This window comes from Ensifer sp. NPDC090286 (assembly GCF_044769565.1).
Taxonomy (GTDB): Bacteria; Pseudomonadota; Alphaproteobacteria; order Rhizobiales; family Rhizobiaceae; genus Ensifer.
This window is the reverse complement of sequence record NZ_JBIVYF010000012.1, coordinates 58,868-82,688: the sequence shown is the minus strand read 5'-3', so window position 1 is coordinate 82,688 and position 23,821 is coordinate 58,868. Positions and strand designations below refer to the sequence as shown.

The 23,821-nt window shown below is 60.6% G+C and carries 18 protein-coding genes; 12 read left to right on the top strand and 6 right to left on the bottom strand.

Annotated elements, in window-relative coordinates; translation table 11 throughout:
• Positions 1-221 precede the first annotated feature (221 nt).
• Positions 222-668 (bottom strand): hypothetical protein, encoded by a 447-nt coding sequence (locus tag ACIQUG_RS33845; protein WP_318267933.1) that lies wholly within the window; start codon positions 666-668, stop codon positions 222-224.
• A 1,300-nt stretch (positions 669-1,968) separates the two neighbouring features.
• On the opposite strand from ACIQUG_RS33845, the gene ACIQUG_RS33840 reads away from it, so the two are divergent.
• The 9 genes from ACIQUG_RS33840 (at position 1,969) to ACIQUG_RS33800 (ending at position 15,209) form a co-directional block, all read left to right on the top strand.
• Positions 1,969-3,126 carry an osmoprotectant NAGGN system M42 family peptidase gene (locus ACIQUG_RS33840; RefSeq protein ID WP_402326759.1) on the top strand — a complete coding sequence of 386 codons (1,158 nt, stop codon included), beginning with the start codon at positions 1,969-1,971 and terminating at the stop codon, positions 3,124-3,126.
• A gap of 180 nt (positions 3,127-3,306) precedes the next feature.
• Positions 3,307-4,863, top strand: coding sequence for an ABC transporter substrate-binding protein (locus ACIQUG_RS33835; protein ID WP_402326757.1), 1,557 nt, complete (start codon positions 3,307-3,309; stop codon positions 4,861-4,863).
• A gap of 30 nt (positions 4,864-4,893) precedes the next feature.
• Positions 4,894-5,841, top strand: a complete 948-nt coding sequence (locus ACIQUG_RS33830) for an ABC transporter permease (RefSeq protein WP_402326756.1) — start codon at positions 4,894-4,896, stop codon at positions 5,839-5,841.
• Positions 5,838-7,640 carry a dipeptide/oligopeptide/nickel ABC transporter permease/ATP-binding protein gene (locus ACIQUG_RS33825; RefSeq protein ID WP_402326754.1) on the top strand — a complete coding sequence of 601 codons (1,803 nt, stop codon included), beginning with the start codon at positions 5,838-5,840 and terminating at the stop codon, positions 7,638-7,640. Before ACIQUG_RS33830 ends, ACIQUG_RS33825 begins: the two co-directional genes overlap by 4 nt.
• Positions 7,634-8,431: an ATP-binding cassette domain-containing protein gene (locus ACIQUG_RS33820; protein ID WP_402326753.1), complete on the top strand. Its 798-nt coding sequence runs from the start codon at positions 7,634-7,636 to the stop codon at positions 8,429-8,431. The genes ACIQUG_RS33825 and ACIQUG_RS33820 overlap by 7 nt, the downstream gene beginning before the upstream one ends.
• Positions 8,432-8,435: 4 nt before the next feature.
• A complete protein-coding gene (locus ACIQUG_RS33815) occupies positions 8,436-9,236 on the top strand; it encodes a FadR/GntR family transcriptional regulator (RefSeq protein ID WP_402326752.1) in 801 nt (266 codons plus the stop codon).
• A gap of 119 nt (positions 9,237-9,355) precedes the next feature.
• Positions 9,356-11,131, top strand: a complete 1,776-nt coding sequence (locus tag ACIQUG_RS33810) for an N-acetylglutaminylglutamine amidotransferase (RefSeq protein ID WP_402326750.1) — start codon at positions 9,356-9,358, stop codon at positions 11,129-11,131.
• A gap of 1 nt (position 11,132) precedes the next feature.
• The gene (ngg, locus tag ACIQUG_RS33805; protein WP_043617840.1) at positions 11,133-12,920 is read left to right on the top strand and encodes an N-acetylglutaminylglutamine synthetase; all 1,788 of its coding nucleotides are present in this window, start codon (positions 11,133-11,135) and stop codon (positions 12,918-12,920) included.
• A 3-nt stretch (positions 12,921-12,923) separates the two neighbouring features.
• The gene (locus ACIQUG_RS33800) at positions 12,924-15,209 is read left to right on the top strand and encodes a mechanosensitive ion channel domain-containing protein (RefSeq protein ID WP_402326748.1); all 2,286 of its coding nucleotides are present in this window, start codon (positions 12,924-12,926) and stop codon (positions 15,207-15,209) included.
• Positions 15,210-15,964: 755 nt separating this feature from the next.
• Here ACIQUG_RS33800 and ACIQUG_RS33795 read toward each other — a convergent pair.
• The 5 genes from ACIQUG_RS33795 to ACIQUG_RS33775 form a co-directional block, all read right to left on the bottom strand.
• On the bottom strand, positions 15,965-16,198 hold the full coding sequence (locus ACIQUG_RS33795) for a hypothetical protein (protein ID WP_043625512.1): 234 nt from the start codon (positions 16,196-16,198) through the stop codon (positions 15,965-15,967).
• A 445-nt stretch (positions 16,199-16,643) separates the two neighbouring features.
• Positions 16,644-17,972, bottom strand: a complete 1,329-nt coding sequence (locus ACIQUG_RS33790) for a TRAP transporter large permease subunit (RefSeq protein ID WP_043625509.1) — start codon at positions 17,970-17,972, stop codon at positions 16,644-16,646.
• Positions 17,973-17,975: 3 nt separating this feature from the next.
• Positions 17,976-18,548: a TRAP transporter small permease subunit gene (locus ACIQUG_RS33785; RefSeq protein WP_402326747.1), complete on the bottom strand. Its 573-nt coding sequence runs from the start codon at positions 18,546-18,548 to the stop codon at positions 17,976-17,978.
• Positions 18,549-18,606: 58 nt separating this feature from the next.
• The gene (locus tag ACIQUG_RS33780; RefSeq protein ID WP_043625502.1) at positions 18,607-19,626 is read right to left on the bottom strand and encodes a TRAP transporter substrate-binding protein; all 1,020 of its coding nucleotides are present in this window, start codon (positions 19,624-19,626) and stop codon (positions 18,607-18,609) included.
• Between the two features lie 44 nt (positions 19,627-19,670).
• A complete protein-coding gene (locus tag ACIQUG_RS33775) occupies positions 19,671-20,492 on the bottom strand; it encodes a GntR family transcriptional regulator (protein WP_197067212.1) in 822 nt (273 codons plus the stop codon).
• Between the two features lie 144 nt (positions 20,493-20,636).
• On the opposite strand from ACIQUG_RS33775, the gene ACIQUG_RS33770 reads away from it, so the two are divergent.
• The 3 genes from ACIQUG_RS33770 to ACIQUG_RS33760 are packed head-to-tail and all read left to right on the top strand — an operon-like array spanning position 20,637 to position 23,662.
• Positions 20,637-21,836: a mandelate racemase/muconate lactonizing enzyme family protein gene (locus ACIQUG_RS33770; protein WP_043625520.1), complete on the top strand. Its 1,200-nt coding sequence runs from the start codon at positions 20,637-20,639 to the stop codon at positions 21,834-21,836.
• A gap of 10 nt (positions 21,837-21,846) precedes the next feature.
• Positions 21,847-22,614 (top strand): SDR family oxidoreductase, encoded by a 768-nt coding sequence (locus tag ACIQUG_RS33765; RefSeq protein WP_043625499.1) that lies wholly within the window; start codon positions 21,847-21,849, stop codon positions 22,612-22,614.
• Positions 22,615-22,624: 10 nt separating this feature from the next.
• Entirely contained in the window at positions 22,625-23,662 is a 1,038-nt protein-coding gene (locus tag ACIQUG_RS33760; RefSeq protein ID WP_402326746.1) for an L-idonate 5-dehydrogenase, read from the top strand.
• Positions 23,663-23,821: the final 159 nt, after the last annotated feature.

Here is a 23,821-nt window from a genome sequence, read left to right as displayed (position 1 = left end):
GTCACGTGAAGGCATCCGCTTCCCCAGGCGCGCTGGTCGACTCAGCCCGCCCCAGCAGCGAACGCGACACTGTCTCGGCAATGCGTCTCATTGCCTTCCCTCACCGGGTCTACGCCCCCGTGGATCGCGGACTGTCACCAACGCCAATCGTTACCGCAAATCTCCAGTCGTCTTCGACCATGACCTTCGGAGGTAGCGTGGGACGGGCCCAAGGTGGGACGTTATTCCCGCCGAAAGATGAGCAAGGCGTTCATAAGCATCGACAGCAAGCTCGGGCTCGGCTCGGCAACGGCACGAACACATTCGGCAACGGTTCCCGAGCGCACGGTTTCTCCGGAATGGCAGCTACAGACAAGCTGGTGCATTTCAAGATCGCTCAAGCCGAAGAACCGCTTCGCCTCCCCGTAGCTGTCGCCCCGCAGGCCGGCATCCCGCAGTACGCAATCGTCAAAAGCGACGGAGATTGGCGAGCCCTCCCTCCTCAAGGCTTCCCGGAGCGAACTCGGTTGGAACTCGGTCTCAAAAAGTGTGTTGAGGCGCCGTTCGGGCATTTGATCGAGTAGTTGTGCCCACCGGATCAACCGCTGTTCCCTCGAAAGTTCAGGATGCTGAAGGTCTATGTGGAGGGCACTAATTCTGCGAAGTTGGTCTCGATGTTGGTGATCCATAGTCGCCTCCCTGTTGTGCGGGATGATCTGCAGTGCGTCAGAAACCGGCGCAAACCCTTCGCCGTCTATCCCGACAGCGTCACCTCCAAAACTATATCATAGAGTGATGCTTTCCACCAATCGAACGGAAGCAACCGCCCCCGCGTCTTCGAAGAGACGGATTGTCTGAAACCCTGCGCTCGGCAGGCTTGCAACCGCGACAAATGACGGAGGAACATTGTCCGAGGACCCGAGTGCCTACACGCGAGTCGAAGTCCTGACAACATTCCTGCTCGCTGCCATCGCGCCAATGCCCATTGATTGACGGCGGCTCGACACACCCTCGCCGTCTCGCGCCGCTACGGCGGATCGCGACAGGAAGGAGCCAGTCTTAAAGGTGGTGATAGACGAGCGGTCCGATCGCCAGGGCAAATATGAGAACCGTCAAGCCAATGCCGATGACGGTTCCAACGCGCCTGGCAACGGGAAACTCTTCATGCTTTTCCATCGGCTTTCCCTTTTTGAAGGTGTCATCAAGAGCGTACGCTAAATCAAGCGGGCTGGCTAAATGTTATCGTTCCTTCTCGTCCGGCAGAATGTATCCGGATTGTCGTTGATCAAGCGGAGCGCAATCTCATCGTGTTGGGGTGAAAGCGCTTGGATCTCCCAGCCGCCGGAACCCGTTTTTGCCTCGTCCGGCGATAAATCGAAGTATGCTCTCTCGGAGCTTGCATGGCCTGGCCACCCTTAAAAATCGAGCCGACGATCACCGAACCGCAGCCCCGCGGGTATCCGGAGGCTGCGGTTGGAGCCGCAACGTTCGTTGCAGGGACAGGAGCGGCTATCGCGAGTAAGCCCTTCGTAGATTAAAATTTCGTTCTCCTAATGTAGCGGAAGCAACGATGTCGGCGGGCCGCTATAGCCGGCCGCCGCCCACTCTTATGTCGAGCCTGCCGGCATTGGACCCAACGAGCACTGAGCGTCGAGCGTGGCCACCATCGGCGAGCCACCGAACCTTTGATACCCGCGTCGCGGTCGGGCCAAGGGCCGCTCAGAATCCAGTCGGCGACCGCGCCATCGACGAGATCCAAACGAACTGGGATGAGGCCGGATGAGGTTACTGAAATGTCTACCGGGCATCCTCAGCATCGTCTTGAGTGGCGCGATGGCGATGACAGCGTTCGGCCACGGCAAATGATCCGGACCCCTTCTTTTAAAGGCGGTGCCAGCCGACCTCATGCACCGCCCACCGGCACGCAACGAGGTCATTGTTGGGGTATCGCTTGTTGACTCGCACCGCCTCGGATTGCGACAAGAGGCTATGCAGCCACAAATCACCATCGATCCGGAATACCTCACGAGCAAGCTGAAAGCGCTGCTCCACATTGCGAGCCCGACCGGATTTACTGACGAGGCGGTGCGCTATGCCGCGCGTGAACTCGAAGGGCTCGGCCTGGAAGTCAAGCTTACTCGCCGCGGTGCGATCTGCGCCCGGCGCCCAGGTACCACCGAGCGGCCGGCTCGCGGAATAGTTTCCCATCTCGACACGCTCGGGGCGCAGGTAAAGGCCCTTAAGGATAACGGACGGCTCGAACTCGTCCCGATCGGTCACTGGTCTGCGCGGTTCGCCGAAGGAGCACGGGTCTCCATCTTTTCCGGAAAAGGGACGTATCGCGGCACGATCCTTCCTTTGAAGGCGTCGGGCCATACGTTCAACGAGGAGGTTGATACCCAGCCAACGGGTTGGCGGCATGTCGAGCTGCGCATTGATGCGCTGGCGCGCGACCGAAAGGATATCCTGCAGCTCGGCATCGATGTTGGCGATATCGTCGCCATCCATCCACAGCCCGAGTTCCTCGAAAACGGGTTTATCGTCTCCCGCCACCTTGATGACAAGGCCGGCGTCGCCGTTATGCTTTCCGCACTTGAAACAATGCAGCGTGAAAACATCGAAACGCCCGTCGATACCTATTGGCTCTTCACCATCGGTGAGGAAGTCGGCGTTGGGGCGTCGGCGGCCCTAGTGCCGGATATTGCCTCGCTGGTTGCAATTGACAATGGCACGACGGCTGCGGGACAGAATTCCGACGAGTTTGGCGTGACGCTTGCCATGGCGGATCAAACCGGTCCCTTCGACTATCACCTGTCGAAGAAGCTTTTCGAACTTTGCGGCCAGCACGGTATCCGCGTCCAGAAGGACGTCTTCCGCTACTACCGGTCGGATGCAGCCTCGGCCGTCGAGGCCGGGCACGACGTTCGCACGGCTCTTCTTGCCTTCGGCGTCGATGCCTCGCACGGCTATGAGCGCATCCATCTTCACGCCCTGATTTCGCTGGCGCGTCTGACGGTGCACTATGCGGCAAGCGAAGTTCAGATCGGGCGCGACGCGCAGGAGATCTCCAGCCTTCGTGGCTTCACGCGCCAGAAGGTGAAGCAGGCGGATCAGGATTTGAGTGCGGACGAGCCGGACGCGAACTGAGAGCCGTGCAAAACGACAGGTTCGACAAGGGGTTGATTGAAGCGTGTAGCGCGCAAAACGATTCAGTGTCTGCAGGCACGTCTCGGCAGAACTTGAAATAAATCACTATAAATCATTGCGCATGGCCAATCTATCATTATAAATAGATGCGAACGAGCCAAATCGAAAGGATCTTCCCCCATGAAGAGGCTGTTTCAGAGCGCGCTTGCGGCAGCGGTCCTTACCTTTGCTGCTGGGCAAACCGTAGCGCAGACCCCTCCCAATGTTCTCATCGTCGGCCAGATCGCCGAACCTCAATCTCTAGATCCTCATGCGGTTACGGCGACCAACGACTTTCGCATCCTCGTCAACCTTTATGACGGTCTGGTGCGCTTCAAGGACGGCACGCTGGAGGTTGAGCCGGCACTCGCTGAAAGCTGGGACGTCTCTGAAGACGGCAAGACTTACCAGTTCAAACTGCGCGAAGACGTGAAGTTTCACGACGGTTCGGATTTCAGCGCCGAGGCGGTGAAGTTCAACTTCGATCGCATGCTCGACAAGGATCATCCGTTCTACAATACCGGCCCCTTCCCGCTTTCCTTCAATTTCGCATCTATTTCGTCAGTAGACGTCATCGACGCCCACACGGTCGAGTTCAAGCTGAAGGAGGCGTTTGCGCCGTTCCTTTCCAACCTTGCCTATCCAACCGGGCTGATCGTTTCGCCCGACGCGGTGAAAAAGTTTGGCAAGGATTATGGTCGCCACCCCTCGGGCACCGGGGCTTTCAAGTTTGGCGAATGGCTATCGAACCAGCGGGTCGTAATCGAGCGCAACGCTGACCACTGGAACGGCACTGCCAAGCTTGACGCCGTGGTGTTTCGGCCAATTACCGACGCCAATACACGGGTGGCGGAAATGATGGCCGGTGGCCTCGACGTGATGGTGGAAGTGCCGCCGGACAATCTGGCAAGTTTCAAGCAGGACGCCAATTTCAACGTCACTGAGCAGGCGGGCCCGCATGTCTGGTTCGCGATCCTCAACACCAAGGAAGGCCCCTTCGCCGACAAGCGCGTGCGCCAGGCGGCGAACTATGCGGTCAACAAGGAGACGCTCGTCACCGACGTTCTGCAGGACACCGCCACGGTTGCGGCCGGCCCCATCCCGGCTGCCTTCAACTGGGTAGAGAGCGCCGTCGAACCCTATGCCTACGATCCCGAAAAGGCCAAGGCTCTCTTGGCACAGGCAGGGGTCGAGAACACGGAGCTGACCTTCTACGTCACGGAGGGCGGGTCCGGCATGCTAGATCCGATCACCATGGGCGCGGCCATCCAGGCGGATCTGCAAGCGGTGGGCTTTAAGGTGAAGATCGAGACCTACGAATGGAATACGTTTCTCGGCCGCGTCAATCCGGGTCTAAAAGGCAAGGCCGACATGGCCGAAATGGCCTGGATGACCAATGACCCTGACACCGTGCCCTACCTGACGCTGCGAACGGACGCCATGCCCGATAAGGGCGGCTTCAACTCCGGCTACTATTCCAACCCGGAGGTCGACAAGCTGCTGGAACAGGCACGCGCGTCGAGCGACCAGGCCGAGCGCGGCAAGCTCTACGGGCAAGTGCAGGCGATCGTGCATGAGGACGCGCCGTGGCTGTTCGTCGCCAACTGGAAACAGAACGCGGTGACGACCGCCGCTGTTCAGGGCTTCGAGCTGCAACCATCCTTCCTTCTCGACCTCCGCGGCGTCGCAAAGCCATAGCCGCGACTGGTCACAGATACGGGAGGCTTCATGCTGGCCTATATCGTGAAACGGCTGCTCGCCGTCGTACCCGTGCTTTTCGGTCTCTCCGTCATCGTGTTCCTCGTGATGGCCTTGATCCCGGGCGACGCGGCAACGGCCATTCTCGGCGCCTATGCCACGCCGGAAAACGTCGAACGCATCAACCGGGACCTCGGCCTCGACAAGCCGCTGGTGCAACAGTACCTGATCTGGATCGGCAACCTACTGCAAGGTGATTTTGGCCGGTCTTTCACGCTCAATCGACCGGTGCTCGACGAGGTGCTGGAGCGCTTCCAGGCGACACTTGTTCTGGCTGGCATATCGCTCGTCCTCTGCTCGGTGATCGGTCTTCTCGCGGGTACCGTTTCGGCGGTACGCCAGTTTGGGTGGGCGGACAAGGCGATCACCTTCGTCGTGCTTGCCGGCATCTCCATGCCCTCCTTCTGGCTCGGCCTTCTTGCTATTTATCTCTTCGCCGTGCACTGGCGCATCCTGCCGGCGTCCGGCATGTACGCCGCTTATGGCGGCGGGGATTTCAAGGATCTTGTTCTTCACCTCATCCTGCCGGCGGCGACACTTGCGGTGGTGGCTGCAGGTGTGATCGCCCGGCTGACGCGGGGCGCCATGCTGGAGGTGCTCAGACAGGACTATGTGCGCACGGCCCGCGCCAAGGGCTTGCCGGAGCGGCAGGTGATTTACCGCCACGCCTTCCGGGCAGCCCTGGTCGGTATCATTCCCGTGATCGGGATACAGGCCGGTTTCGTGCTCGGCGGCGCGGTCTATATCGAGACCGTTTTCCAATGGCCCGGCGTCGGCGCGATGCTGGTCAAGGCGATTTCGACGCGCGATATCCTTCTGGTTCAAGGAGGGGTTCTCGTGGTCGCGGCGAGCTATGTGCTCTTCAACCTCGTGGCAGACGTGCTGCAGTCCCTTCTTGATCCGAGGATCCGCACATGAGCGCGCTCGCTGGAACGCCGGCGCGTCAGGCAGGATCCCCGCGGCCAACCGCCTGGCACCTGCTGGTCAACAACCGTCTGGCGACAGTGGGCCTGTGCCTCATCGTCGCAATCGCGCTTGTTGTCGTGCTCGCTCCGATCCTGCCGCTTGCTGATCCGAATGCCACTGCGCCCGCCAACCGCCTGAAACCGATCTTGACGAGCGGTCACCTGCTCGGCACCGATCAACTGGGCCGCGATATCCTCAGCCGGCTTGTGTGGGGGGCCCGCATATCGCTGACGGTCGGTTTTGCAGCCACGATCGTCTCCGCGATCCTTGGGTCGGCGATCGGTATTGTGGCGGGCTATGCCGGGGGCAAGACCGATAACCTGATGATGCGCGGCATCGACATGCTGATGGCGTTCCCCTACATACTCCTAGCGCTCGCCATCGTCGCAACGCTCGGCCCTGGCCTGATGAACGCGCTTTATGCCATCGCTATCGTCAACATCCCCTTTTTCGCGCGCAATGTGCGTGGAGTGACGCTCGGCTTCGCGCAGCGCGAATTCGTCGACGCGGCAAGGCTTTCCGGCAAGGGGCCATTCGCCATCGTTGTCACGGAAATCCTTCCCAATGTCATGCCCATCATCGTCATCACCATGTCGACGACGGCCGGTTGGATGATCCTCGAAACGGCGGGGCTCAGTTTTCTGGGACTTGGCGCGCAGCCGCCACAGGCCGATCTCGGGTCGATGCTGGGGGAAGGGCGTGCCCAGCTTTTCACCGCGCCGCACGTCGCAATCGTACCCGGCATGATGATTTTCCTGATCGTCATCAGTCTAAACCTCTTGGGGGACGGGATCCGTGATGTGCTCGATCCACGCTTGCGCTCAGGCGCGCTCGCAAGCTCCGGTCCGGTCACCGAAATCGCTAGCGGCCGTGTCGCCCTGCCGAACACCCACCGCGATGCGGCGCTTTCGACCGAAGGGCTTGAAACCGGCTTTAGAAACGGTCTCGATATCGTGCCGGCGGTACGCGGCGTTTCGCTCCATGTCAAACCCGGTGAATGCCTCGGCCTCATCGGTGAAAGCGGTTCGGGCAAAAGCGTCACGGCCCTGTCCATCATGGGCCTCGTCGCTTCTCCACCCGGCCTTGTGGTAAACGGCGCCGTTTATCTGAATGACGAGGACGTGCTTGCCATGCCGAAGAGCCGCCTTATCGCCAGTCGGGGACGCCGCGTCGCCTATGTCTTCCAGGATCCGCTCACAACACTGCACCCGATGTACCCGGTAGGGCGCCAAGTGGAGGAGGCGATCGCAGCCCATCAGCCGATCGGCGCCGCTCAACGGCACGAAAAAGCAATCGCGCTCCTCGACAAGGTGGGCATTCGGGACGCTGAAGCGCGAGCGAAGCATTATCCACACCAGCTTTCGGGAGGGCAGCGCCAGCGGGTTGGCATTGCCATGGCGATTGCAAACGACCCCGACCTCATCATCGCGGACGAGCCGACGACAGCCCTCGACGTGACCGTGCAGGCGCGCATTCTCGACCTCTTGCGCAACCTGCAGCGGGATCGTGGAATGGCACTCCTGTTCATCACCCACGACTTCGGCGTCATTTCGGAAATGTGCGACCGCGTGGCGGTTATGAAGGATGGCGAGATCGTTGAGACGGGTGACACGCGCACGGTGCTGGCCAATCCCCGTCATCCCTATACGAAGCGGCTGATCGCCTGCGTGCCGGAACTGGGAACAGGGCCCCTGTATCTAGATCGGGTGGCCGGTCTTCTCCACAGTCGCGAAGGGAGGTCACCATGTTGACGCCTGCGATCGAGGCCCGCGATCTCTCCAAGACGTTCGGCGGCGGCAGAGCCCTTTTCGGCACGCCGCATCAGGTCGTCGACGCTGTGAGGTCCGTCTCTTTCGATCTTGCGGCCGGCGAAACGCTCGCCCTGGTCGGAGAAAGCGGCTCGGGCAAGAGCACGCTTGCCCGCATGCTCGTGGGACTCGAAGCGCCAAGTTCAGGGAACATCAAGATCAGAGGCAAAGATACCGCCGGATTGCGGCGTAGCGGACCCAAAGCCTTCGGTAAGATGATCCAATATGTTTTCCAGGACCCTGTCGCCTCGCTCAATCCGCGCAAGACCATCCAGGAGATTCTCGACGCCCCCCTCGCCCTGCTCAACGGCTACGCCCCGTCCCGGCGGCGCAAGCACATGGCGGACTTGCTCGACGCCGTACGGATGCCGCAGGATGCACTTCAGCGTTATCCCCATGAATTCTCCGGTGGCCAGGCGCAACGCATTGCCATTGCAAGGGCGCTTGCGGCAGAAGCGCAAATCCTCGTTCTCGACGAACCGGTAAGCGCGCTCGACGTATCGGTGCAGGCGCAGGTGCTTCTCCTGCTGCGCGACCTGAAATCCCGCTTCGGTCTTTCTTACCTCTTCATCAGCCACGACCTTGCGGTGGTCGAGGCGATCGCCGACCGCGTCGCGGTGATGTATCGGGGTGAGATCGTCGAAATCGCGCCATCGGCGCGCCTTTTTGCCAATCCTGAACACGCCTATACACAAAGGCTTATCGCGAGCGCGCCTCGCATCGGGAGACAGTAACGGTATGTCGGGTATCGACGACAAGCAGGATCCACAGGGCGGCCAGATCAGGCGCCTCTTCACGCCCTCAGGCAAGCCAAAGCGTCGGCCTGACGCGATTGCCGATCTGATGAAGGACTATATTCGCACACAAGGCCTTGGGCCCGGTGCGCGCCTGCCCCAGGAACGCGAACTCATCGACCGGTTCAAGGCGGCGAAGGGCACGGTGCGCGAAGCGATGAAGGCGCTGGAAACCCAGGGCCTCGTCTTTACCCGCAGTGGACCCGGCGGCGGCGCTTTCGTTGCACAACCCTCCGCCCAGCGCGCCATGGAATTGATGTCGACCCATTTCTTTTTCGACCAGCCGAGCCTTTCGGACATCTACGCGATCCGCAAGGCGCTGGAGCCCGAAGTGGCCGCACAGCTCGCTGGACACATCACCGAGGCGGAGCTTGCCCTGCTAGAAAGTACGATCCGGATTTATGACCGTCCGCCGGCCGATGCTGATGAACAATATCGCCAGCGTGTGGCGGAACTCGATTTCCACTCGCAGCTCGCGCAACTTTGCCCCAATCCTCTTCTCGGGTTCCTTTGCAGCCTGATGCACAATCTGCTGCGCGACCTTCCGCTGGCGCGACGGATATATGCCGATCCCGCACCGAGTTCGCGCGAGGAAGGCGTTTCGTTCCAATATCGTCTGATGGCTGCCCTGAAGGACGGAAGGGCCGAGGATGCGCGCAGCATCGCCGCTGAACACATGGCATTTGCCGAGGCCTACATGATTGCCCGCGCCGATGAGCACGAAGGATCGGCGACGGACGACTGACGACGACAACGGAACATCGGGCCACGTCGTGCATTGTTTCCATACGACGTCAGGGCCGCGAATATTTTCACGGCCCTGACGTCGCGTTTTGTACCTACAAAGGAGTTCTGGCCAAGTTTATGTGTGGAATTTGCGGAGAAGTCAGGTTCGACGGCGGGTCCCCGTCAGTTTCGGCAATCTCGATCATGACAGACGTTCTCGCGCCCCGCGGGCCTGATGCGTCGGGCGTCGTGGTCAGGGGAAATGTCGGGCTCGGGCACCGAAGATTACGGATACTCGATCTCTCCGACAAGTCGCAGCAACCGATGGTCGATCCCGATCTTGGTCTGTCACTCGTCTTCAACGGCTGCATTTACAACTTCCGTGAGTTGCGAACCGAGCTCGAAGGGGAAGGATACACGTTCTTTTCTGAAGGTGACACCGAAGTCATTCTGAAGGCGTGGCATGCCTGGGGCGAGAATTGCGTGTCCCGTTTTTCCGGCATGTTCGCCTTCGTCCTTCATGAACGCGACAGCGGCCGCGTCATCCTGGCGCGCGACCGTTTCGGCATCAAGCCGCTCTACCTGTCAATGGTGGAGAAAACGATGCGGTTTGCCTCCAGCCTGCCGGCAATCGTCAAGGCTGGTGGCATCGACACGTCGATCGACGCCCAGGCGCTGCACAATTACATGACGTTCCACGCCGTCGTGCCGCCGCCGCGCACTATTCTGAAAGGTGTGCGCAAGCTACCGCAGGCGACGATCCGCATTTACGAGCGGGACGGACGCTTCAAGGATCGCCGTTACTGGGACCCGCCCTATTGCCGCCAGGCGGGCGATAGGCAAAGGGTGCGGGAGGACTGGCAGGAGCTGCTTCTCGATGCGCTGCGGACCGCCGTCAAACGCCGCATGATCGCGGACGTGCCCGTCGGCGTCTTGCTGTCCGGCGGCGTCGATTCCAGCCTGATCGTCGGCTTGCTCGCCGAAGCTGGCCAACGTGACCTCATGAGCTTTTCTGTTGGGTTTGAGGAAGCCAACGGCGAGAAGGGTGACGAATTCGTCTACTCCGATCTCATCGCCCGACAGTTCGGCACGGATCATCATAAGATCTTCGTCCCTTCCGAAGCCCTGATGGAAGCGCTTCCTGGCACGATCGCGGCGATGTCAGAGCCGATGGTCTCCTATGACAATGTCGGATTCTACCTGCTCTCCAAGGAGGTTTCCAGGCACATCAAGGTCGTGCAGTCCGGCCAGGGGGCCGACGAGATTTTCGGCGGCTACCACTGGTATCCGCCGCTCGTCAATTCCAATGACGTTGTCTCGGACTATGGCAAGGTGTTTCGCGACCGCTCGCATGCGGTGCTTCGAACGCAGCTTGCCGACAGCTGGATTGCCGACGAGGACGCAAGCGGCGCATTGCTGACCGAACATCTTTCGCGCCGAGGCGCCGACACGCCCGTCGACCAGGCACTGCGGCTCGACAGCAACGTCATGCTCGTTGACGATCCGGTCAAACGTGTCGACAACATGACCATGGCGTGGGGCCTGGAGGCCCGGGTTCCATTCCTCGACCACGAGCTGGTGGAACTTGCCGCGCGTATCCCGCCGGAGGAAAAGCTCCGCGACGGCGGCAAGGGCATCCTGAAGGATGTCGCCCGCAAGCTGGTGCCGAGCGAGGTTATTGATCGCAAAAAAGGGTACTTCCCGGTTCCTCAGCTCAAATATATTGCCGGTCCCTACCTCGAGATGATCCGCGACACGCTCGCTTCGCAGGTGGCCCGTGAGCGCGGTCTTTTCCGCGATGACTATCTCGAACGCCTTTTCGACCAACCGTCGCAGCACATCACGCCTTTGCGCGGTTCGGAACTCTGGCAGGTCGGGCTTCTGGAAATGTGGCTTCAGGCCCAGGGGGTGTAGCATGAAGAAAGCAGGGGGAAAATCCACGCCGCATCAACATAGAAAAGGAACGCGCGCCGTGAGCCATCGCCTGGCACAGCTGAGGATCCGTGCGCAGCCCGGGCGGCAAGTCGGCCGGCCGGTCGCATCGGAAGAGCAGACAACGGACGTGGTGCTGGATTGCGGTTGGGGCCGGCTGCTTTTTGCCCAGACGTTTTCGGACGACGAAACGCTGCTGTCGAAACTGCGCGAAGAAGCGCCATCGAGCCGGGACATCGCGTTTTATGTGCGCGATCCGCATGTGCTGCTGTCGCTTGCGCCGCAGGAGGTTTTCCTCGATCCGTCGCACACGTTCCGGCTTACCCTCTCGACGTACCGGTCAAGGACACGCCGCATGCGCGGCGTCACGATCCGTCGGCTCGCCACCGAGGCCGACGCCGACGGCATCAATCGGGTCTATGCCGCCTGCGGCATGGTCCCGATCCGCAAGGACTTCTTTTCCTCCGACAGGGACGACCGCTCGGTAACCTACTTCGTCGCGCAGGACGAGACCACCGGCGAGATCGTGGGTACCGTAACAGGCATCGACCACCAGCGCCTGTTTAACGATCCAGACCGGGGCGCGTCGCTATGGTGTCTGGCCGTCCACCCACATGCCCGCCAGCCGGGCATCGGCGAGCGGCTCGTCGCCAAGCTCGCCGAACACTTTCAAGTACGTGGCCTTTCTTATCTCGATCTATCGGTGATGCACGACAACGAGCTTGCGATAAAGCTGTACGAGAAGCTGAACTTCCGGCGCATGCCGCTTTTTGCCGTCAAGCGAAAGAACGCGATCAATGAAAAGTTCTTCGCGATGCCGCACCAATCCTACGAAACCCTTAATCCTTATGCGCGGCTGATCGTCGACGAGGCGACGCGGCGCGGGGTGCATGTGGAAATTACAGACGCCGAAGGCGGCTTTTTCAGGCTCTCACATGGGGGCCGCTCAATCCACTGCCGCGAGAGCCTTTGCGAGCTGACCTCCGGCGTCGCTGTGGCGATCGCTGACGACAAAGCGATCGCTCGCCGGACCGTCGCCTCAGCCGGCCTTGCCGTCCCCGACCAGATCGAAGCAGGTGATGATAGGATGCTGCTCAAAGCCTTTCTCGGAAAGCATGGCAAGTTGGTGGTCAAGCCCGCGCGTGGCGAGCAGGGCCGAGGCGTTTCGGTCGGGATTACCACATTGAAGGCGCTCGACGAAGCGATCGCGCAAGCGCGCGGAGTTTGCGAGCGGGTCCTTTTGGAAGCGTGCTTTGATGGACAGGACCTCCGTCTCGTAATCATCGACTTCAAGCTGGTTGCCGCGGCCGTGCGCTGCCCGCCGCGCGTCATCGGCGATGGCCGCAGCACAATCGCCAGGCTCATTGAGATGCAATCGCGACGGCGCCAGGCCGCAACGGGCGGCGAGAGCCGAATTCCGCTCGATCGAGAAACGGATCGTTGCCTCGCCGAACAGGAGCTCGATCTTGGAACAGTTCTTGAGGAAGGACGTGAAGTTACCGTGCGCGGGGCGGCCAATCTCCATACGGGCGGGTCGATCCGCGACGTTACCGACACCGTCCATCCCGAGCTCGTCTCTGCTGCGTGCCGCGCGGCGCGAGCGATCGACATACCCGTCGTCGGTATCGACTTTATGGTCAAAGACCCCGGCGAACCGGAATACGTATTCATCGAGGCCAACGAGCGGCCTGGCCTTGCCAATCACGAACCCCAACCCACAGCGGCGCGTTTCGTCGATCTGTTGTTTCCCGGCACGCGCGCGACGGTGTAGACCATGATTTTGTCCTTGCTACGCACGACCTTCCTTCTCGCCGTCCTCGTCTGGGCGGGCGTCATGCCGGCCTCCGCGCAACAGCCGGCATCCCCCGGCACCACACAGGAGCAGCCGGTTGATGCCGCCAAGCTGCAGGAGCTCATCGATATACTGCGCGACGACAACACGCGTCAGACCCTCCTCAATGAGCTGCAGAAGATTGCCAACGCCAAGGTCGGCAACAAAGAAGCGCCCGTTGCCGCGCCGGATGACTCGCTCGGCAAGCAGATCGCCGACGTGACGCGCCAATTCGCCGAAAGGGCAATCTCCTCAGTGATCGTGTTCTCCGGCCAACTGGCGGCAGCGCCAGCGACGTTTTCGAGCCTCAACGGCGCCGAAGGCGAGGTGCTGTTGCGTGCAATACGTGACCTTGCGCTCGTGATCGCCGTCACCTACGGCGTCTTCGCAACCCTGAGATTGATCACCCGTCGGATCGACCGGTCCTTCGGGGTGCGTGCCCTGACCGCCGGGCTCCTCGAAAAAATCTTCCTGGTCACGGCGTCGGCGGTCCTTGACGTCGGCATCGTCATCCTTGCCTGGGGCGCGGGATATCTGGCGGCGCTAACGGTCTTTGGCGAGCTGGGGCGCATGGATATACAACAGACACTCTACCTCAACGCATTCACCGTGGTGCAACTGGCGAAGGTTGTCGTTAGAACCGTACTGTCTCCCTTCGTCCGCGAGCTTCGCCTTATCCGGATTTCCGATGAGGCCGCCCGGCGGACAAGCCGGGTCCTTGCCTGGATTATCAGTATACTCGGATATGGCCAGTTGCTTCTCCAGCCCATTCTCTCGCAGGCCGTATCTGCCGCCTCCGGGCAAGCCGTGTCCGCGCTCGTTGCCCTCGTCGCTCTCATCAGCGCGATTTCTGCGACACTCATGAACCGGCGCGCCGTTACGGAGTGGCTTTTGGCTACCCCGGGCGGCAGTCCCCGCCACCGCGGGCTCGGCTTCATCGCGGCGCGTTGGCATTGGCCCGTGCTCGTCTACTTCGCCTTCCTGTTTTTTGTGGTGTTGGTCGGACCGACGGAGCGGCTTTTTTCGGTGCTGGGAGCAAGTGCCCAGGCATTCGCCGCCATCATCATCGGTTTCGTCCTTGCGGATTGGTTGGGTCGCTCCGTGAGGAAGGGCGTAAGTCTGCCAGAAAACGTAAATCAAAGGCTTCCGCTTCTCGAGCGGCGCGTCAACGGTCTCGTGCCCCGCTTCTTGACACTGCTGCGGACGGTCATTCTGGCAACGGTGCTCGGCTTCGTCCTGACAGCAATTGGCATTTTCGATATGGCCGCCCTCGTCCAATCGCGCCTGGGCCTCGCGTTCACCGGTGCGCTCGCGTCAGTCTTGGTTATCGTGCTCGTCGCATATCTTTGCTGGTTGGCGCTGACCTCCTGGGTGGACTATCGGCTTAATCCCGCCTTTGGCACCGTCGCGACGTCGCGCGAGACGACGCTCCTGACGCTCCTGCGAAACGCCGCCACGATCGCCATCGTCGTGATCGCCCTGATGTTCTCGTTGTCTCAGATGGGGCTCGACATCGCACCGCTGCTTGCCTCTGCCGGCGTGCTCGGTCTTGCCATCGGCTTCGGGGCGCAAAAACTCGTGCAAGACGTCATCAATGGCGTATTCATACAGTTGGAAAACGCGATCAATGTCGGCGATGTCATCACCGTGGGTGGCACGACTGGAACTGTCGAGCGGCTTACCATTCGGTCCGTCAGCCTTCGCGACGTTCAAGGAGCCTATCACATCATCTCCTTTTCGTCCGTTGACATGGTGACGAACCTGATGCGTGACTTTGCCTATCACGTCGGGGATGTCGGCATCGCATATCGAGAGGATGTCGAAGACGCGAGGGAGGCGATGTTCGTAGCGTTCGAGGAACTGCGCGCGGATCCTGAGCTGAAAGGCGCCATTATCGGCGATATGGAGTGGTTCGGTGTCCAGGAGCTCGCCGACAGCGCCGTGATCATCCGCGTGCGGATCAAGACGCTGGCGGGTAAGCAATGGAGCGTCGGTCGCGCACTTAATGGCGCGGTCAAGCGCGTCTTCGACGCCAGGGGGATTGAGCTTCCCTTCCCACACCAGACGATCTACTTCGGCGCCGACAAGAACGGAGACGCGCCGGCCGCAATCGTTTCGATGCGAGGACGGGTACCCGCTGGCGCGCGCACCAAACACGGCGAAAAATTGGCCACATCTCAGCACGAAGCATTGTCCTACGACCGGTCCGAGGAGGAGACCGTGACGTAGCCGCAGCGCAAGACGAACTTCCACCCCACGCTATTGGGTGCTATCGCTCCGAATTGTCAGGCCGGTGGATGCCCGCCGGCCCGACACGCATGCAGACTTGTGTGTGCGCAGGGCGGTCAATAAACCCCGACGGGTTTAGCGTGTTCATCGATCGAGCGGCGGAGAGAATCAAATAGGCATGGAACTAGTTTCAGTGCCAGCCGTTCCTGAGGAGGGCCTAGCCTGTTGAAGGCTTAGGCTCGACACGCGCACGTTCTTTCATGGCCCTTGGTCGCACCCGGGGCCATATTTTTTTGCCGGAGCCCGGAACCCCTCTTGGGCAACGACGTTCTAGCGTTTGTGAAACCCTGAGCCCCCCGATCAGGGCGACACCTTCATTGTCCCTCAAGGGAATGAAGCTCGATAAGTGCCCATGGCCTCGTCATCCCCGGACGAGGCCATTCCTTTTATGTGATCTCTGTCCCCCTGCAAAAATAGGCGCTCCGAAAAGATGAGAACGGCATGAGAAGGGTTCGGCTACGCCGAGTTCGCATGCCTATCGCGCTATCGCGTCACCAGTCCCGACTTCGAAAAGCCGGAAGGCTTGTCTTCTTCGCCGTCATGATCCGGATGGGGCCCTTCGCTCGGGGACCAGATCCCTGCGGCGCGATCCAACCAGATCGTCACGACACGATAACTAAACGGTGCAGGTGAAGAGCCGTCGTTGCAGTCGAGATCAAAGATCGCAACTTGCCGCGAAACCGGGCAGCAGAATTTCAGCGATTGCGTTTTTTCCATTCCCGGTATGGCGCAAGCAACTGACCCGGAAAGCGCTTTTGTATCTCTTCTTCAGTCAATGCAATCCGCGACAGCACCTCATTGCGCTCCGGGCCATCACCGCATTCGCTAGCGGCCTCGAGATCGGACATGAGGGAAAACACCTCGTCCCCAGTCATCGCCTCGAGTTGGCCGGCAAAATCTACGATTGGGATGCCCTTATAGTCCGTCATGGAGAACCTCCAGCCCTTCCGAGGCATAAATGGTCACATCGACTTGAAGTTCCGCCCGACTCATGAGGGCCAAGACGGGACATTTGAATGCGGCGTCTGCCTTTGCGATATGCTTTTCGCTCGAGGCGACCTGCCACGTATATGTGTCCGAAGTCAGGGGCCCTCTCCGTCCCTCGGCACACCTCTTATCCCTTGTGGTCTGGACGGAACAGGGTTTCAATGCCTAACTCGTCGCCCCACCCCGCTCGTTCGCAGAACATCAATCCGGATCGCCAAAGAGCAGGACTGACAAGCCCTCATTTCCTATCTCAAAGCAAAATGAACCGACCCAGCTATATAGACCATTAGCAGCAGATCGGCGCGCCCGGAGACCACTGCGCGCCCCGCTTCGGATGCAGGCGCCTAAGTGCCGCACCGGCGCGGGGATCTTGGTAGGCTGACGTTGCTAGCGTCCGGTGATTCCGGGGAAAGCGATCAGCATGGCGACTCCAAGGATCTGCAACATGATGAACGGCACCAGAGACCGGAAAATGATGCCCAGCGTAATCCCTGGAGGTGCGACTGACTTTAGATAGAATGCGGCCGGTCCAAAAGGTGGCGACAGGAACGATACCTGCATGTTCATACAAAAGAGGACACCGAACCAGACTGGATCCATGCCAAGGGATTTGATGATTGGCACAAAGATCGGCATCGTCAGAAGCGCGATACCCACCCAATCGAGAAAGGCGCCGAGTACGAACAGGATCAGCATCATCACGAGCACGATCACCGTCGGATTGTCGGAAATGCCTGTAATCATGCCCGAGACGAAATTCACGCCACCCATCAGGTTGTAGACGCCAACAATGGCGGTTGCGCCGATACCGATCCAGACGATCATGCCAACGGTTGAAAGCGTCTGCATCGCCGCATCGCGCAGCAATTTGTAAGAGAACTCGCCACGCAGAATGGTCGAAAGGATGACGCCACCGACGCCGATGGCGGAGGCTTCCGTGACGGACGCAATGCCCCCGTAGATCGATCCAAGAACGACGAACACGACCAGCACAGGAAGCGCAAGGCCTTTCAAAAGACGAAGCTTCTCTTCGTTCGGGATCGGCGTTGTATCGACGGGCGGAACGATGCCCGGCGTAAAGTAGGCGCGCACGAGGATATAGGCGACATAGAACATCGCCAGCATGAAGCCGGGCAAGAAGGCGGCGGTGAACAGCTCGCCGATGGACACGTTCGCGGTTAGTCCATAGATGATCAGGACGATTGAGGGCGGTATCATCGTCCCGAGCGACCCGCCTGCGCAAACGACGCCGATCGCCAGGTTGCGATCATAGCCGAGACGCAGCATTTGCGGCAACGCGATAAGGCCGAGCAGCACGATTTCGCCACCGATGATGCCGCTCATGGCGGCGAGGATCACCGAGACGAAGACGGTTTGCACCGCAACGCCGCCGCGTATGCGGCCGGCAAAAAGCTTCATGGCGTCGAAGAGGTCACGCGCGATGCCCGAGCGGTCGAGGATTGCCGCCATCAGCACAAACATCGGCACTGAAACGAACACGAAGTTCATCACGAAGGAATAAACGCGGCTTGTGATGAGCGGGATCGACATAGGGCCGAACCAACCGAGCGCGAAGATAAGCGCCACGAGCAGGGTGACGAAGGCGAGCGGCATGCCGGAGAGCAGCAGCCCAACCATCATCACGAACATGAGCAGAGTGCCCCAGCCGATGCCGAGTGCCTGCAGATTGATGCTGAAATCAAGGAAATCGGCCATCGCTCAGTCCTTTGAGGCTCGCTTGGCGTAGTTGACGGCAAGAATGAGGAACTGGACGACGAGCAGGATCATCACCACGAGGATGAAGATCTTGATCAGGGCCGGTGTCGGTGGGCTCCAGGCACTGCCGGTGGTCTCCAGGCGGATCTCACCGGAAGGAGTGACCACAGCCCGTTCGACCATGTGGTAGGCGGCAAAGGCAAAGAAGCCGCTAGCAAGGGCGCTGACGAGGGAAATAGCGATATCGGCAAACCGGCGCGCGCGTGGCGAGAAGTGATCATAGAGCAGGACGACACGGATATGGCTGTTGCGGGCGGTGCAATAGAGACCGCCGAAGACAAAAGCCACACCGCAAAGGAAGACGGTCGTCTCGTGTGCCCAAATCGTTGGACTGTTCAACACGTACCGCAGAAACACTTCCAAGAGCAGGATGAGTGCTGCGAGCACGATGCCGATGGCGAAAACATAGCCGATCCTGTCGATGAAGCGGCCGAGCACGCCGGCTTCGCGAACAGCCCCGACGACCTCGTCGCCCCTGGCGGCATCGGCGTCCTCTGAAAACGTGTCTCTTGTCATGCCTCTCTCCCTCGGCACGAGAAAGCGACGGCCCGGACGGACCGCCGCATGGAATCGGTCAGAGGAGACCCTTTTCCTTGAGGTAGGCCGTCAGGGTGTCGAACACCTTCTGGGCCATCGGCGAGCGCTTCGCAATGTTCTCCCATTCGGCGACCCCAAGCTTGCGGAACTTGGCGCGCTCCTCGGCAGACCAGTCATGGATCGTGATCGTGCCTTCGGCCTTGGCGGCCTCCACGGCCTTCTGGTCGGCGGCCTTCAAGCCGTTGATCTGGGTCTGCTGGAACTCCTTGACGGTTTCCTCAAGCATCTTCTTCAGGTCATCCGGCAGCGCGTCCCACTTCGCCTTGTTCATCGAGACCTCGACAAGCGGCAGCGAATGGAAGCCGGGATACACCGGATGTTTCGCGACGCCATTGAGGCCCTGCGCCTGATTGACGGAAAACACGGAATAGTCCGCCGCATCCACAACGCCCTTGTCGATCGAGGTGTAAACTTCGGAGGACGGCAGGTTGACCGGGGCAGCGCCTGCGGCTGCAAAGACGTTGGCTATCGGACCTTCCGGGGCGCGCATCTTGAGGCCCTTCAGATCATCGACGCCATCGAGAGGCACGCGCGACACGAAGGCTTCCAGGCCCGGCGTCGAAACGCCGATGAAATGCAGGCCGTAGGAGCCGAGCAATTCCTGCATGATCTCCTTGCCGCCGCCGTTCTCGACGAAGTCGATCATCTGCGCCGGATCGGACCAGGCGCCGACCGGGTTGGAGATCAGTCCGAAAGCCGGATCCTTGCCAGCCCAGTAGGACGAATCGCAGATCTGACCATCGAGAATGCCGCCGGCGACGGCATCAAGCGTTTCGTTGTATTCCACGACGGAGCCGACCGGCAAAAGCTCGATCTTCACCTTGCCGCCGGAGCGTTCGGCAACGAGGTCGGTCCAACCCTTCTGGTATTCGAAATTCGGATTGCCCGCGGGGTCCGAGGACTGAAAGCGGAACGAGAACTCCTGCGCAAGCGCCGTGCCAGCAAGGCCGATGGCCGATATGACGGCAAATGTGGTGCCAATAAGAAAACGCTTCATACTAAACTCCTCCCATGAGTCTTTAAGTTTGCCTTTCAGATGAACTAACCCGTCGACGGCTTCGGTTTGCGCACGGCCCAGGCAGCCTTGCCGGCACGAGCGGAAAACCGCACGTCAAGCAGCGCCGGATCGATCTCTTTCTCGAGCTGCTGCAGCATCGCTATCCCGTATGCCACCAGTTCGTCGGATGCCGCACAAGCCTTCTCCTCCGAGCCGGCAAGCATGAAATCCATGATCGCAAGATGCCGTTCGGCGCTGCCGAGAATGCCCTCGCGACCACTGATCTGGTTGATATGCAGGAAGCCTATGCGCCGGGCGATTGCGTGCAAGGGGCTCAGCACCCGGTCAAGGAAGCGCTCGCCGGAGGCGCGGATGACCAGCCGGTCAAAGGATTTATCGATGGCATTGAAGGCGTCCAGTGACAGCGCGTCCAGTTCTGCTGCGAGCTTGCGGCGCAGGTAGTGCAAGGCCGCACGGTCATTGGCGGTTATGTTTCGGATGGCTGTCGATGTAACGAAACGGTTGAGGTCGCGGCGCAATTCGGCCAGACGCTTTTCACGCGATAGATCAATCGGCGCGACACGCAGTCCATTGCGCGGGCGGATCTCCAGAAGTGTTTCGGCCGCGAGGCGACGCACAGCCTGATGTACCGGCGTGCGGCCGAGATCAACCATGACCTGAAGGTCCTGCGTGCGAATCTCCTCACCCGGCGCAATCCGCATCGCGACGAAGAGCTCCTCGATGCGTTCATAGGCGACCGTCGTCAGGTCGCGGTTCTGTTCCAGTGACCACACCCCCTCTATTCCGGCGACGGGCGTGATGTCTCGCTTTGTATCTTCTTTTTCCACCCGCATGGTCTCTTGCAAAAAACATTCCCAGTGGCTATTGCGATCGTTACGTGATATTTCACAGAATATCATAGAATGTCAATTGCAGCACACGGGTTTCCTGAACTCACAGGCGACGAGCCGCCGCGTCAGCGCATTGCGAGTGGCATGGAGGAGGTAAAGGTGAAGATCACAGCATTGGAAACGTTGCGAACGGAGGAGTTCGCGAACGTTCTTTGGGTTCGCGTCCATACAGACGCCGGCGCCATCGGCCTTGGTGAAACCTTTTACGGCGCTGGCGCGGTCGAAGCGCATATCCACGATACGCTTGCCGCGCGTCTTCTGGGGCAGGACCCGCTGCGCATCGAAGCGCTGAACCGGATCATGACCGACTTGCCGATGGCTCAGTCCTCAACGGGTGCGGAATACCGCGCCGCATCGGCCATCGACATTGCGCTTTGGGACCTGTTTGGCAAGGTCTGCGATCAGCCGGTTCACCAAATGCTCGGCGGCCTTTGCACCGACAAGCTGCGTGTCTACAACACCTGTGCCGGGTATGGCTATGTCCGCAGCAACAACATCCGCCCGGTCGACACTTGGAACCTCGGCGCTGCCGAGGGGCCCTATGAGGATCTTGCCGGCTTCATGACCGATGCCGGGGCGCTGGCGGAGAACCTGCTCGAAAACGGCATTTCCGCCATGAAAATCTGGCCCTTCGACCCGGCCGCCCAGGAGAACCGCGGTCTCTTCATCTCCGCCGAGCAGATGAAGAGGGCCATCGATCCCTTTGAAAAGATCCGCAGGCGCGTGGGCGACCGCATGGAGATCATGGTGGAGTTCCATTCACTCTGGAACCTCCCGACCGCCAAAAAGATCGCCCGTGCCCTCGAACCCTACGCGCCGACGTGGTACGAAGACCCGATCCGCATGAACTCGCCGCAGGCGCTCGCCGAATACGCCGCGTTCACGGATGTGTGGGTCTGCGCCAGCGAAACGCTCGGCTCACGTTTCCCCTACAAGGACATGTTAGAGCGTGACGCCATGCACATCGCCATGGTAGATCTGTGCTGGACTGGCGGCCTCACGGAAGGCCGCAAGATAGCGGCACTGGCAGACACCTATCACCGCCCCTTCGCTCCACATGACTGCACCGGCCCGATCGGTTTCGCCGCGGCGATCCACGCCTCTTTCAGCCAGCCGAACACATTGATCCAGGAATCCGTGCGCGCCTTTTATACCGGTTGGTACAAGGAACTGGTGACGGTCCTCCCCACCATCAAGGACGGATACGTCCTGCCGATGGATGGCCCCGGCCTCGGTGTCGATCTTCTACCGGCAGTTTTCGAGCGTTCCGACCTCATCTGTCGCAAGTCCGAACTCTAAGGAGCCCGCCATGACGAACAGGCTTTTCGACCTTTCCGGCCGCACGGCGCTCGTTACGGGTTCGACACGCGGTCTCGGCAATGCCATCGCGCGGGGGCTGGGCGACGCCGGTGCCCATCTCGTACTGAATGGCCGTTCGGTGGACGCGGTCGCAGAGGCGTCGAAAGCCATGCGCGCCGACGGCTATACCGTCTACGAGGCCGCATTCGACGTGACCAGCGAGCCTGATGTCGTCAAGACATTCGAGCGCTTCGATACCGAAGGGCTGGAGATCGACATACTCATCAATAATGCCGGCATCCAACATCGCCAACCGATGGTCGAACTTGCGCTTGCCGACTGGCAGCGTGTCATCGATACCAACCTCACCAGCGCTTTCCTTATCGGCCGCGAAGCTGCTCGCCGTATGATTGCGCGCGGTCACGGCAAGATCGTCAATATCGGCTCCCTGACCAGCGAACTCGCGCGCGCCACCGTCATCCCCTATACGGTCGCCAAGGGCGGCGTGAAGATGCTGACGAAGGGCATGGCAGCAGAATGGGCCAAGGACGGCATTCAGGCCAACGCCATCGGCCCGGGTTACATGCTCACCGACATGAACGAGGCACTGATCAAAAACCCGCAATTCGACGCCTGGGTGAAGGGGCGCACCCCTGCCGCGCGTTGGGGCAAGCCGGAGGAACTGGTGGGCGCCGCCGTGTTCCTTTCCGCGCCGGCCTCCGATTACGTCAACGGCCAGATGATTTTCGTCGACGGCGGCATGCTGTCGGTACTTTAAGGAGGTAGACATGCGCGCTGTTGTTGCCCATGCAGCACACGATCTTCGCCTGGAGGAGTGGCCTGAGGAGGCAGATCCCAGCGAAGGCGAAGTCCTCATCCACGTAGCCGCCGGCGGCATCTGCGGCTCCGACCTCCATTACTACCACAACGGCGGCTTCGGGACCGTGCGTCTGCGCGAACCGATGATTCTCGGCCATGAGGCATCCGGCACCGTCGCCGCGCTCGGCAGGGGCGTGACTGGCCTTGCACCCGGCGACCTCGTCGCCATCAACCCGTCGCTGCCCTGTGGCCACTGTGAGGAGTGCCAGCGCGGCTTGCGCAACCATTGCAACAACATGCTTTTCCGCGGAAGCGCAATGCGCTTTCCCCATGCGCAGGGGCTCTTTCGCGGGGCGCTGATCGTTCCGGCTCACCTCCTCTACCCGGTCGGCTCCGGCGTCGATGCCGGCCTTGCCGCGTTGGCCGAACCCTTTGCGGTGTGCCTGCATGCAGTCAAGCAGGCGGGTTCGCTGCTTGGCAGGACGGTCCTCGTCTTCGGTTGCGGTCCGATCGGATGTCTGACCATCGCGGCCGCCCGTTTTGCCGGCGCGCAGCGCGTCATCGCCTGCGATGTCGTTCCCGAACCATTGAAGATCGCCGAACGCCTCGGCGCCGATGAAATCGTCATCAACGGCGCGGACGCGACGGGCCTCGACCGCTACAAAGCCGGCAAGGGCCGGATAGACGTCGCGTTCGATTGCTCAGGGCATCCGGCGGCAGTCGCCACCGCGATAGAATGCCTTCGACCGCGCGGCACGCTCGTTGCCGTCGGCCTCGGCGGCGCGATGCCGTTCCCGCTTCCTTCCATCGTAACCAAAGAACTCAAGATCGCAGGCAGTTTCCGCTTCGATGCCGAATTCGGCGAGGCCGTCGACCTCATCTCGAACCGGCGTATCGATCTCTCCCCGACCATCAGCCATACGTTCGAAGTGGCGCGTGCCGTGGAGGCGTTCGAGCTGGCTGGCGACCGCAGTCATTCCATGAAGGTTCAGTTGACGTTCACCTGATATCGGATGGTGGTGACGCAGAACTGCTTCCAACGCTTGAGAGGAACCGGGCCGATAGCGGCACGTGTCCGTTCACCGGATCCGTCAGGCTGACCCTGACCTGGCGCCACTCGGCTAGACGCACGCAGCGGATGGCATTGCGCCAATAAAACTAGCAAC